General features: G+C 39.1%; 14 protein-coding genes. 7 read left to right on the top strand and 7 right to left on the bottom strand.

The features are described 5' to 3' along the window. The first annotated feature begins 9 nt into the window (after positions 1-9). The 4 genes from AB8618_RS10260 to lnt are packed head-to-tail and all read left to right on the top strand — an operon-like array spanning position 10 to position 3,969. Complete coding sequence (locus AB8618_RS10260) at positions 10-1,068, top strand: PhoH family protein (RefSeq protein WP_008115160.1); 1,059 nt, start codon at positions 10-12, stop codon at positions 1,066-1,068. 4 nt (positions 1,069-1,072) lie between these two features. Continuing rightward, positions 1,073-1,531 carry an rRNA maturation RNase YbeY gene (ybeY, locus tag AB8618_RS10265; RefSeq protein ID WP_010388332.1) on the top strand — a complete coding sequence of 153 codons (459 nt, stop codon included), beginning with the start codon at positions 1,073-1,075 and terminating at the stop codon, positions 1,529-1,531. Between the two features lie 22 nt (positions 1,532-1,553). Beyond that, positions 1,554-2,438 (top strand): CNNM family magnesium/cobalt transport protein CorC, encoded by an 885-nt coding sequence (corC, locus tag AB8618_RS10270; protein ID WP_010388331.1) that lies wholly within the window; start codon positions 1,554-1,556, stop codon positions 2,436-2,438. After that, positions 2,419-3,969 (top strand): apolipoprotein N-acyltransferase, encoded by a 1,551-nt coding sequence (gene lnt, locus AB8618_RS10275; RefSeq protein WP_413402559.1) that lies wholly within the window; start codon positions 2,419-2,421, stop codon positions 3,967-3,969. Before corC ends, lnt begins: the two co-directional genes overlap by 20 nt. Before the next feature lie 239 nt (positions 3,970-4,208). Here lnt and AB8618_RS10280 read toward each other — a convergent pair whose 3' ends face one another. Further along, positions 4,209-5,219: an RDD family protein gene (locus AB8618_RS10280; protein ID WP_413402561.1), complete on the bottom strand. Its 1,011-nt coding sequence runs from the start codon at positions 5,217-5,219 to the stop codon at positions 4,209-4,211. A gap of 233 nt (positions 5,220-5,452) precedes the next feature. Between AB8618_RS10280 and AB8618_RS10285 the strand changes: the two genes are divergently transcribed. Continuing rightward, a complete protein-coding gene (locus AB8618_RS10285; protein WP_054202464.1) occupies positions 5,453-6,028 on the top strand; it encodes a hypothetical protein in 576 nt (191 codons plus the stop codon). Between the two features lie 17 nt (positions 6,029-6,045). Beyond that, entirely contained in the window at positions 6,046-6,594 is a 549-nt protein-coding gene (locus AB8618_RS10290; protein WP_054202463.1) for a hypothetical protein, read from the top strand. Between the two features lie 112 nt (positions 6,595-6,706). On the opposite strand, the gene AB8618_RS10295 is transcribed toward AB8618_RS10290, so the two are convergent. Together AB8618_RS10295 and AB8618_RS10300 are read right to left on the bottom strand one after the other, a co-directional pair. Then, positions 6,707-7,114, bottom strand: a complete 408-nt coding sequence (locus AB8618_RS10295) for an ATPase (RefSeq protein WP_409423461.1) — start codon at positions 7,112-7,114, stop codon at positions 6,707-6,709. Positions 7,115-7,131: 17 nt separating this feature from the next. Next, the gene (locus tag AB8618_RS10300) at positions 7,132-7,707 is read right to left on the bottom strand and encodes a hypothetical protein (protein ID WP_055012804.1); all 576 of its coding nucleotides are present in this window, start codon (positions 7,705-7,707) and stop codon (positions 7,132-7,134) included. Positions 7,708-7,854: 147 nt separating this feature from the next. Between AB8618_RS10300 and AB8618_RS10305 the strand changes: the two genes are divergently transcribed. Continuing rightward, positions 7,855-8,379 (top strand): CIA30 family protein, encoded by a 525-nt coding sequence (locus AB8618_RS10305; RefSeq protein ID WP_409423462.1) that lies wholly within the window; start codon positions 7,855-7,857, stop codon positions 8,377-8,379. Positions 8,380-8,422: 43 nt separating this feature from the next. On the opposite strand, the gene AB8618_RS10310 is transcribed toward AB8618_RS10305, so the two are convergent. The 4 genes from AB8618_RS10310 to AB8618_RS10325 form a co-directional block, all read right to left on the bottom strand. Further along, entirely contained in the window at positions 8,423-8,914 is a 492-nt protein-coding gene (locus AB8618_RS10310; protein WP_413402564.1) for a hypothetical protein, read from the bottom strand. A 139-nt stretch (positions 8,915-9,053) separates the two neighbouring features. After that, positions 9,054-9,530: an FKBP-type peptidyl-prolyl cis-trans isomerase gene (locus AB8618_RS10315; protein WP_036982055.1), complete on the bottom strand. Its 477-nt coding sequence runs from the start codon at positions 9,528-9,530 to the stop codon at positions 9,054-9,056. Then, on the bottom strand, positions 9,527-11,956 hold the full coding sequence (locus AB8618_RS10320) for a Lon protease family protein (RefSeq protein WP_413402567.1): 2,430 nt from the start codon (positions 11,954-11,956) through the stop codon (positions 9,527-9,529). The genes AB8618_RS10315 and AB8618_RS10320 overlap by 4 nt, the downstream gene beginning before the upstream one ends. 76 nt (positions 11,957-12,032) lie before the next feature. After that, on the bottom strand, positions 12,033-12,491 hold the full coding sequence (locus AB8618_RS10325; RefSeq protein WP_413402569.1) for a zinc ribbon-containing protein: 459 nt from the start codon (positions 12,489-12,491) through the stop codon (positions 12,033-12,035). Between the last annotated feature and the right edge of the window lie 162 nt (positions 12,492-12,653).

Below are 12,653 nucleotides of genomic sequence, written 5' to 3' on the forward strand. Positions count from 1 at the left end.
GAAGTAATTTTGAGTAATCAGTTAAAAACATTAGAGATTTATTTAGAACCTGCCGACAACAAACGCCTTTCTTCATTATGTGGCCCGTTTGACGAAAACATCAAACAAATTGAACGCCGTCTAGGTGTTGAAATTATTCATCGTGATAACTTTTTTAAAGTAACCGGTAAACTACACAGTAGCGCCGGCGCGGTAGAGATCTTAAAAAACCTTTATATTGATACTCAACCTGTACGTGGGGAAATTGGCGAAATTGAGCCTGACAACGTACATTTAGCCATCACTGAGTCTAAAGCGCTTGAGCAAGACACCTCAAGTAGTGCCTACGGCAAAGAAATGATGATTAAAACCCGTCGTGGCGTTATTAAACCGCGTAACGATAACCAAGGCTTGTATGTTGCTAATATTTTGCACCACGACATTACCTTTGGTATTGGCCCTGCAGGTACAGGTAAAACCTATCTTGCAGTTGCAGCGGCAGTTGATGCACTAGAGCGCCAAGAAATACGCCGTATATTGCTCACTCGCCCTGCGGTTGAAGCGGGTGAAAAACTCGGCTTTTTACCGGGTGACTTAAGCCAAAAAATAGACCCTTACTTACGTCCACTTTACGATGCCTTATTTGAAATGCTTGGCTTTGAGCGTGTTGAAAAACTGATTGAAAAAAACATCATTGAAATTGCGCCACTAGCTTACATGCGTGGGCGCACACTTAATGATGCGTTTATTATTTTAGATGAAAGCCAAAATACCACCACAGAGCAAATGAAAATGTTCTTAACCCGTATTGGTTTTAATTCTAAAGCAGTGATCACCGGCGATATAACCCAAGTTGATTTACCTCGGGGTGCGCGCTCTGGTCTTCGCCATGCTATTGAAGTATTAGATGGCGTTGATGAAATTAGCTTTAACTTTTTCAAATCGCACGATGTGGTACGCCACCCTGTAGTTGCACGCATTGTAGAAGCGTATGAGCGCAACGATGAGCGTGAACGCCTTAAGCGATTAGAGAAACAACAAGCCAAAGAAGCGCTCGCCGCTCATGAGCAACCTGCTACTAAAGAGTAATACCGTGAAAACAGAACTTGATTTACAAATAGCGTGTGAGTTTGACAACTTACCCAGCCTTGAGCAGTTTGCCATGTGGGCCGATAAAGTACTTAGCCAATATCGTGATGAGTCTGAGCTGACCATTGTTATTAGCGATGAGGAACAGTCACAACAGCTCAATAATGACTACCGTGGTAAAAATAAACCCACCAACGTATTATCATTTGAATTTGAAGCGCCACCGGGTATTGATATCCCACTTGTGGGTGACTTAATTATTTGCCCTGCCATTGTTTTGGCTGAGGCGCAAGAGCAAGAAAAGTCATTTCATGACCACTTTGCTCATATGGTTATTCATGGATGCTTGCATTTACTTGGATTTGACCATATAAAGAGTGAAGACGCGTTAGAGATGGAAAGTATAGAAAAGCAATTACTTGCTGAACTAAACATAGCAGACCCATATCGGGACGATATTTAAATAAACGGAGCAATTAGACGTAATGAGCGACGATAACTCGCAATCTAGCCAGGGTTCTTCTGGCAAAACTTGGCTGGGTCGTATAACCCAGATGTTGCAAGGGGAACCCCAGAATAGAGAAGAGCTGGTTGAGGTAATTGCCGATGCCCAAGAGCGGGATGTAATCGATCCTGAAACCAAAGAAATGATTGAGGGTGTGCTTGGCGTGTCTGAGCTTAAAGTGCGAGATATTATGATCCCGCGCTCACAAATGGTCACTTTGGAAATTGATAGCCCGCTTGAAGAGCACATACCTATGATGGTTGACTCTACCCACTCTCGTTTTCCGGTGGTGTGTGAAGATAAAGACCATGTAGAAGGGATTTTACTCGCAAAAGACTTATTACCCCTCATTTTAAATAAAGATGAGCATTTACCATCGCTACGTGACTATTTGCGCCCTGCTATGGTAGTGCCTGAAAGTAAACGGGTCGATACCCTGCTTAATGAATTTCGTCAGCAACGCTACCATATGGCAATCGTGATAGACGAATACGGCGGTGTATCGGGTTTAGTAACCATTGAAGATATTCTTGAGATCATTGTAGGCGAAATCGAAGATGAGCACGATGAAGAAGAAGAACAACAAGATATTCGTCAACTGGCTAAGCATGTTTACGTTGTGCAGGCACTGACCCCTGTAGATGACTTTAACGAGCATTTTAAATCAGGTTATAGCTCGCAAGATGCCGACACTATTGGTGGTACCGTGTTACACGCCTTTGGCCACATGCCGAGCCGTGGCGAAACCATCGATATAGAAGGATTTCAGTTTAAAGTAACCAATTCTGATAATCGTCGTATATTGCAACTGCAAGTCACCATTCCTAAGGCTGATGATAACGACAGTGAAGAAACTGCTAACTAGTCTCACCCTACTAGCAAAAGATAAAAAAGCATGGCTCGCACTGGTTGCGGGCCTTGTTTTAACTTTTAGCTACGCTCCTTTTGGTATTTGGCCGATTGTATTTTTTAGCATAGGCTCGCTATTTTTTTGTATTCCTGCAAACCTCAATGGAAAAGTACATGCTAAAACAGCCGCTAAATATGGCTTTATATTTGGTTTAGGCTGGTTTGGTGCAGGTATAAGTTGGGTACATGTTTCTATCGCCACCTTTGGCGGTATGCCACTTATCGCCTCAATTGCATTAATGGCACTGCTTTGTAGCTACCTTGCGTTATTTCCTGCGCTGGCGCTGTGGGCAACCACTCGCTTTTCAAACGGCTCTATAAGTTTTGCAGCGCTATTACTCCCTTGTTTTGCTATTAGTGAATATTTGCGTGCCAACCTGTTAACTGGTTTTCCTTGGTTAAGCTTTGGCTATACACAAACCGATAGTCCTCTGAATGCCCTTGCTCCTTTAATTGGTGAATTTGGGCTCACGCTATTATGTATTGCCATTGGCTTTGCATTGTACAGCTTAACGCAAAAACAATTTAAAATGCCTGTTGCTATCGCTGCTGTGATTTTGCTTGCCTTCACAGGCGCACACTTTACAAAGGCAACCCATTACTCCGAGAAAGACCTCTCTGTGCTGCTTGTACAAGGTAATATAAAACAACACTTGCGCTTTGACCCCAGTGAGTTTTGGACCACCATGAGTAAGTATCAGGATATGACGCGCCGTCACTGGGATGCCGATTTAATTGTGTGGCCTGAAGCTGCAGTGCCTGAAATAGAAGCCCTTGCCGATTCATATTTAGCAGGTTTAGACAGTGCCGCCTCATTCAATAAAACTGCATTAGTGACTGGTATTGTAGATTACCAACGCGACACTAAAACCATTTTCAATACGCTGATTGTGGTCGGTAACAAAGAGCAAAATGATGAACACGGCCACTATCGTTACTTAGACAGTAACCGCTATCAAAAGCATCAATTACTGCCGATTGGTGAGTTTGTTCCCTTTGAAGAAATACTCCGCCCTATAGCTCCGTTATTTGATTTGCCTATGTCATCGTTCTCTCGCGGAGATAAAGTACAAGATAATTTACGTGCGAATGGCTTTAACCTACTGCCTGCTATTTGCTACGAAATAGTATTTGCTGATTTAGTGCGTGGTAACTACAAAAGCGACTCAGACATATTATTTACGGTGAGTAATGATGCCTGGTTTGGTGATTCAATCGGCCCTCACCAGCATATGCAAATTGCCCGCATGCGCGCCCTTGAACTACAACGTCCACTAGTACGTGTTACCAACAACGGTATAAGTGGCGTATACGACCCCATAAACCAAACACGCCAAACTATGCCACAGTTTGAAGCTACCACACTCAAAGCCAATATAAAGCTCATACAAGGGGATAGCCTGTATAGCCAATTTGGCAATGTGTTTGTATGGGGATTTGTATTGTTATTGGGTATGATTGGATTTGGGGTTAGGTTTAGAAGTTAATCTCGCTATTTAAGATGTAGAGCCTACATATTTAGCCCTACATTTTTAAATGTATTTATTTGGCTTCTAAAATTACTTATTCTAAAGACAACCTGAATAAGTAACTATATCACTCCCTCAAATTTAGCAGACTAACTTGATAGTACTCTTTAGCGTTACTCATTATATTGCCATCTAGTAGTGGTATCGCAATTCAAAATAAATATACCTATAGCTTTATGAAGTTATGTTAACCAAAACTAATCTTTAACTGCACTTTCTACTGTTTGCACATTTACAACTTGGTTCACATTCCCTTGAATAACCACAGTGGCTGATATTTTATCTTGAATGGCTTGCCTGTTTGGGTCCCAGTATACTTGTAAAAAGCCTAACAAGCCGGTGGCAAAACCTGCACCGTAACCACCGTAGCGGCCAAAACAATCAAGTAAACCCAGTGATTCACCACTTAATGCCACCACTCTGGTGTTACAGAGCTTTTTACCAGGGGTTTGACCGCGCCATAATAAAGAAAACAGTGTGAAGTACACAGCCGCCCAGCCAAAACCCAAACCTAAATCTTGAATAATCCCTTTACCCCACTGCAAAATACTGTGTGTGGTTGTTTGTGCGGGTTTATCTTCTATTAACTGCGTAAGCTTTAATTCATTATTTTCACTAAGCACTAATAATTGTAAAAATGCTTTTGCAAGTTGTGGGTTTTGTAGGTCGTCCATTTCGGCTAATTTGGGTACTTGCCCTATCAAGTTATCAAGTGCATTTTGTTGACAAGATTGCTCACAGCTTTCGTCTGCTGTTTGCACTAAGTAAGCATTTACCTGCCTTTTTTCTGTGGAGGTAAGCTGAATGTCATCCTGTATTTTTAAGCCTTGAACAGTTAAGCCTTGATCAGAGTCATCGCCTTCTAAATAATCGATACCAATTGAAAGCACAGCAAGAGCGCTTACAAATAAAATACTTGCTGCTACTATTTTTAATATTCTCCGCCACACACTCGACATTTTAGGAAGGTATTGCTGCGCCGTTCCTTTGTAAAACGCCATCGCAGCAACGAATGCAATAATAGTTGCACTGAGCTTTGCAGCTAAGAATATTAATGCAACATCTATAATCATAGCTGATGCGCGCCGAGTCGGCGAAGCCAAAGGCAAGCCAAGTAAAGCATTATCAACCTCAAAAGCATACGGCGTGATCACTTCTCGGGTTTCGGCTTTAGATAACGCTAATTGTTCTAATTCTTGTGCTTTCATTATTATACTTGTTATTAAAATAGGTAACGCGGTTAAATTACGCGCTTTTTAATTTTTGCTCAAGCGAACTCATCTCTATTTAAAATAAAAACACCTCAAAACCAAAAATTATTAGATACAAAAGTTACAACCATTTACAAATATAAAGTTAACATTATTTACAATGCAACTACAAAACATATATTATCGATGAAACTACTTTTTCTTTAAAAATTAAATATATGGAGTATATTTTGAAGTTATTAACTAACATGTTTTTCTTGTTTTCGGTACTTGTTTTAAGTGGCTGTGCCCACCAGATAAGTTTAAATCCAGACACTGAAAAACTTCAGCTTTCAGAAAATAAATCAATATCCGTTGTAGGTTATTATATTTCTGAAGATGATATTAAAAAACAAGTAAAAACACCTGGCGGTGGTGGCGATAATGTTAGTTACAAACCTTACAAAGACACAGAAGCTGCATTATATACTGTACTTTCTAATAAATTTGAAAACGTTTATAAGCTTGAATCATTAACTGATAATACATTTTTACAAGACAATAAAATTGAATATGTATTTATACCTACAATAACAACTGAATCTAGTTCAGATAGTTTATTTACATGGCCACCTACAGAGTTTACTTTCACGTTAAACTGTAAAACTTTAAATAACAATGGCGATATAGCATGGAATACTGAAGTTAAAGGTTTTGGCAAAGCTGAATTTGATGAGTTTAAAAACGACTTTTCTTTATCAGCAAAGCGTGCAACAGAAGAAGCATTTAACAAACTAGTTGTAGAGTTAGAGCAGTCAAAACTATGAGTAAGGAAAGAATTAAAATGAAGTATAGAAGTTCAATAGGATTAATCGGGGTTTTATTCTTAAGTGCATGTACAATTCAAGTGCCTCCTTATAGTGCAGACATTGGTAACGTTTCAAAATTAAAGCAAGAAACGGTTTCCCCTCTATCTGTTGGCACAATTAAATCTGAAAAGAAACTAAATAAAATTTCACTTAGAGGCTCACCTCTTATTTCATCTGTAGGCAACAGTTATGGTAAATATATTGAAAATGCTTTGTTGCAAGAGCTTAAGTTAGCCAAGCTTTGGTCTGGTGTTGCTAAAAAGCAAGTAACTGGCAAAGTAATTGACCAAGATATTGATGTTACGGGTTTCTCCGAGGGAAGTTCATTTATAAAAGTAAACTTTATCGTTTCAGAAGAGAATATTATCTTATTCGAAAAAGAAATCATGGCCGAACACACTTTTGACTCTTCATTTATGGGAGCGATCGCTATCCCTAATGGTCAAAAAAGCTACGTAGAGTTAGTTCAAAAATTACTAACAAACCTATATGCAGATGAAGAGTTTATTGCCTCAATAAAATAACTCTATTACATCTATTTCAAATAAAAAAGAGTCATACTTCGTATGGCTCTTTTTATTTAAACTTACCCTAAAACCACTTAATTTTAAGCTTTGTCGAGTGAACTTTACTTGCTTATGATCTAAATAAATTGCATTTAATGTCAACATAGCTAACTTCGCTAGGTTCTAGAAAGCTGTCTGTGCTTTTGCCTACACAGTTACCAATAAACTTACCACTTTCGTCAAATGTAGAAGCAATAACGGTTCCCGTATAAATGCTCTCGTTAGTAATATTTTTTAATTCAGCCGCGATTCTTACTTGACCATTTTCTTTATATATTGCAGAAAGGGTTAGTTTATAATCATTATTAATTTCATCACTTGTTTCTAATGCTTTATTAGAAACCATTGTTTTAAATCCACTGTCAACATCAGCGGCGATTGTAAGGGCGAACGCACTAATGCCGCCAAGTATAGCTATTACAAACCCGACGCCCCAAAAAAAGCCTTTTATACTCTCGTTAAAATTATTAGTGTCCATTTAATTCCCTTTGGTTTTTACCATTGTATTTCGTTAACAAGATAGCCAAAGTAACTTTTTTCGCCGACTAAGTTCACTTTTGTATTTTTAAGTTTTAAAAGCTTGTGCTTATCTAAATACCACCTGATGGTATGCTGTTTGTTTGTAGATATATCTGCAAAGAGTAAACGAACGCAATTCGGCTCATAATCGCTATAACAAGCTTCAGACTCAACTAAGATATATTCTTCAGACCAATAATCGCCTAAATGATAATGCGCCCATAGTTGAATCGGCGCACAAATGACAGCCCAAAGATATGCATACAGCAAAATAGGTATCATAATGATACTTAAATATTTAAGGATAACCCCTTCTTGATCAAAGTGAGTATTAAACTCTTCTTTTGCATTTGGCGTTTTTATTAAATGAAATAGAAAGGCACACACTAAAGAAATAGTAATAAAGCCTAAAACCCAAGAACTTAAAAAGTCATAAAAACGGTTAGGGATAAAGGAGGGGTCGATTGAAGTGTACCACTCATAAATACCAACAGGGCCGAGCATCATAACAATAAATGCTATGATAATGAGAATCACAGGCTTTTTTGTCATATAAATTAATATCCTTATATTTTATAACGTCTTTAATTTGGTCAGTATTTTAATCAAGGATTACCTTATCCCAGTATTAAAATAATCAAGTGAACAATTATTACATCAAAACGTATTACTGTTAATAATGGTTTTAAGGAATTACTCATGACCGCCAAACAACTCTCATCACTTTTTGTTTTTAATTTACTGTTTGTCACCACCGAGGCAAACGCCAATGCTCGCTGGGATGTGGTTAATGATTCGGTGATGGGTGGCATTTCTAATAGTCAGGTTTTACAAAATGACGGCAATTTAGTGTTTACAGGCAACGTATCGCTTGCAAACAATGGAGGGTTTGCTTCTATAAGAACACCATTGGATGTAAAAAACCAAAATATTACAAAAATAGTGCTGCGTGTTAAGGGCGATGGTCAAACCTACCAATTACGCTTAAGAACTAATGAGTACATGGATGGGGCGGCTTATACACGTTCGTTCAGTACCACGAAAAGTGAGTGGCTTAATATTGAGTTTTTACCTGAAGATTTTCAGCTTACTTATCGCGGCCGCTTACTTGAACAACAGCCTACAATTAGCTTTAAAGAGATAAAGCAGCTTGGCTTTATGATTGCAGGTAAACAGGCGGGGAAATTTAGGCTTGAAATAGGAAAAATTGAGTTTAAAAACTAACTTCTCTGCTTACATTACAAGGCTAAACAGTGAAGTCGTCGCCTCACCTTTTCATTTCGTTGATTACTAGCTCAATAATTTGTTGTTTTATTGCTGCCTGCTGAGACTTCACCTCACTAAGTTGCAGCTGCAATCTATTCATCTCTTCTTGTTGTTGCTCGGTTTTATATTTTTTAGCCCCGATATGCTCAGCATCCATAGTCAACTGATAGCCCTCCTCAGCTGGCCCATATTGGCTATTATCAATGGTTAAACTGCGTTGTACCGTACTCTGCTTAAGCTTATTTACTTGTTCTTGCAATGCAACTACTTGCTGGGTGAAATATTTATATGCCTTTTCTAAATTTTGATATTGCTCAGCAAATGTTGCGTTATCTTCGCTGTATTTTTGAACCTTCGCATCTAAAAACTCTGATAAAACATAGTCAGGTTGTTCTTGTGATTCATCATCTTTAGGTTGCGGCTCTGTTTCTACTAAAGCCTGATTGTTATAATTAGATGCTTGATATTGAATTGAGGCGGTTGAAATCTTCATTATTTTATCCCTAAAATAAACTTGTCACTATTTTAGGTATCGACTGATATTTTAAATTCTTGAGTAGGATTGGCTAATGAGAGCAAATAAAAAGCCCTACTTGATTAAGGTAAGGCTTAAAGTGTTTTTTTCTTTAAAATTACGACTCAATAGCCAGTAATTCCACTTCAAAAATAAGCAATGATGCAGGAGGAATACTCCCTACTCGCTTTTCACCATAAGCGAGCTGGTGCGGAATATAAAACTGAAATTTATCGCCCGGGCTCATCAGTTGTAGGCCTTCTGTCCAACCTTTAATAACTTGGTGTAAGCCAAAGCTAATCGGAGTTTTGCGCTCCACTGAGCTGTCAAATACAGTGCCGTCGATTAAAGTGCCATGATAATGCACTTTAACCATACTCGTTGGGCTAGGTGTATTTTCGCTCTGTCCTTTATGGATTATTTTATATTGCAAGCCAGATGCGGTTTCATTTACGCCTTCAGTTTTTGCATTGGCAATTAAATAATCACTTTCAATCTGTGCGTTTGCGATTGCTTGCTGTTTGGCTTTTTTACTATTTTTAAAAATTAAAACGCAAAAAATAGCGATAACAATCAGTAAAATTATATTGATCATAACTCCCCTTTTTCATCTTCTGAGTCGTGGTCTTTTTCGTCGCTGTTATCGCCATTAACAATATCAGCAATGTCTTTTAATCGCGCTAATGCGATGCCATTAACCGAATCTTCTGGGTAGTGTTCATCAACCATATCACCCGCTTCGATATCCATTAATAAGTTTAGTGCTTGGTCAACGGTTTCCACAGCATAAATATTAAACTTACCTAACTCAACGGCATTGAGTATTTCGTCATCAAGCACCAAATTAACTTGGTTCGATTTAGGAATAATAACCCCTTGCTCACCCGTTAAGCCGCGCATTTTACATAGCTTAAAGAAGCCTTCTATTTTCTCGTTTACACCACCAATGGCCTGCACATCACCATGTTGGTTAATTGAACCGGTTAGAGCAATAGACTGACTGATAGGTAAGCTCGTAATGGCCGAAATGAGCGCACAAAGTTCAGCAAGAGAGGCGCTATCACCATCTATGTAGCCATAACTTTGTTCAATAGCGATATTGGCACTGAGTGTTAAGCTAAAGTGTTGCGCGTATTTGTTACCTAAATAACCGGTAAGCAGCATTACCCCTTTTGAGTGAATTGCTTTACCCAACTCAGCTTCGCGTTCCACATCAATAACGCCGTCAGCGCCAGCATAAACGGTTGCAGTAATGCGTGCAGGTGTGCCAAATGAGGTGTCACCAATGTGCAGTACCGTTAAACCATTAACTTTACCTACGGCTTGCCCGTCGGTTGCTATTAAAGTGTGCCCTTCTTTTATATCGCTGAGCATGTTTTCGCTAATTTGCCCTGTACGGTACTGCTTGCCTTGTATGGCTTCGTCAATATGGCGAGCATCAATCACCGTCAACTTATCTTGCTTAGCGTAAAAACTGGCCTCAGCCACAAGCTCTAGTACATCGGCAAAACGAGCTGATAGCTTATTATGGTGCTCAGCTTGGCGATAACTAAATTTAAGTAATCGCACCATTGCGGATTCGTTTAACGTGCACTTTAATGTTTGTTCGCAGTAATCGCTCACCTTAGTAATAAACTGATACTGCAGCTTATCGCTACTTGGTAAGTAATAATCAAAATCGGCAAGTACTCTAAATAACTCGGCAAACTCTTCATCGTATTCACCTATGGTGTAATAAAGTTCACGTGAGCCAAGTAGAATAATTTTTACATCAAGCGGTATTAACTGCGGGCGAAGCGTAAAGCTACTACCAACGACACTGTCTTGGTATGGTAAATCATTTTTAATTTGATGGGTTTTTAGCGATAGTTTTAACCCATCCCACACTTGGGGTTGAGCCATTACTTTTTCAGCGTCCATAATTAAATAGCCGCCATTGGCGCGGTGCAGCGCACCTGGCTGAATTGAGCGATAGCTGGTAATTAACGACCCTTGCGATGTGGCATATTCAATTTTACCAAAAATATTACCAAAGGTTGGATTAGGTTCATACACAACTGGTGCTGCATCGCCTTCTTTGTGTTCAACCAAAATATTTGGCGCAAAAAAGTCGGTAAGCATGCCTTTACGGTCAAAGTCTTCTTTGTTTTCTTCGCTTTCACCTTCATCATCAAGCCATTCGAGCACGGCATCAATAATTTCTACACGTATGTCTTTTAAATAACGCAGCACACCAATATGGCTGGCGTATTTATGTTCTAAATCTTTTAATAACGGTTTAGTGGCTTGCTCAGCAGTAGATTTTTTAAGGTTGCGAAGCTTTTCTTTGGATTCACGTTTCCAGCGCGGTAACTCAATAAGCGCTTCAATGAGGGCATCTTCTAATTTTTCTATACGCTCAAAAAACATCTCGCGTAAATCATCTTCCAAATCAGAAAATTCATTATCGGTAAGTTGCTTACCATCAATTAGCGGTGCAAAGCCGACTACGCCTTTTTCTTCAATTAGTGCCACACTTTGCTCAAGCGCAGCTATTTCTACCGCGGTAATTGCGCCATCGTAAGCATCGTTAAACTCACGGTCTATCGATTTTTTCTTGCGCTGATAAGCTGGGTTATCAAATGCAGCAGGAAAGGTGTCGAGTACTTCATCAATAAATGAGTCAATATCATCGGCTAATTGTTTGCTTTGCCCTGCATGCATAAATAACGCAATAGGCTCACGGTGATCGTCGTAGTTATTAACATAAAGCCATTCATGCGGTGTTGTGCGCTCTTTAGCATGTTGTTTTAATTTGTCTTTTACTAAGGTAAAACGCCCGTGTGCCGCCTCTCCCATTACGTAAACATTATAACCAGGTAGGTCCATTCCTAAAGAGAAGTCCAACGCACTTTGCGCACGTTGTTGGCCTATAAAGGTAAGTTGCTCAGGGTATGGGTTGCTCATGCAAGTGCTTACATGGCTCGAAGAAATACTCGGTGCAAGATTTGATACGGTTAGTGGCAGCAGTTTTTTCGTCATTCTAACTTCTTTTTTTACCAGCTTAATTGCTAGATTTGGGCATATTGAGTGGCCTACAGCCACTCAATATTTATATTTAGGGTTGTAAAGCCTGGCGGCTGAAATAGATGCCATCACACTGTGTACAAGGAATAATTTGCGTTGCATGGTAAACATCATAACTATGGTTGCAATTCTTACATACTAATGTGCCCATGGCTATCCATTCACCTGCGTGATAAACACCATTATGCTTAAAATCTTCACTTAATGACCGCCATTCAAGCTGTGTTTTGTCTTCAATGTGAGAAAGTTCAAACCACAACGACTCTTTAAGCTCCTGCCATGCAAGCGAATTATAGTAGCTGTTATTTTCTTGTAGATGAGAGATATCACGCATTAAGTAATTACGATAAAGCTGATATTTTTCTTCACCTAAATCTTTAAGTGCCTGCTCAGATTCAATAAATCGCTTTACTGCAGCTTTAACCTCATGCTCTTTGACATCTTTTAACCAATCGGTTAAATCACTAAGCCATGCTCTGTAATCTGCCATTTTATACTCCTTCAAAACGTCTACTAATTCACTCTATATCATAGATAAGTATAGGTTAACCTGTACTGAAAACTAATTTACTCGCAAATTTACAAAAAGCGCCGCTTTGACGCTGTGAATAGCGCTTTATTTGGGGTATCCTATCGACAATTTTTTATTAGT

The sequence above is a fragment of the Pseudoalteromonas sp. RW-H-Ap-1 genome (genome assembly GCF_048318575.1).
Taxonomy (GTDB): Bacteria; Pseudomonadota; Gammaproteobacteria; order Enterobacterales; family Alteromonadaceae; genus Pseudoalteromonas.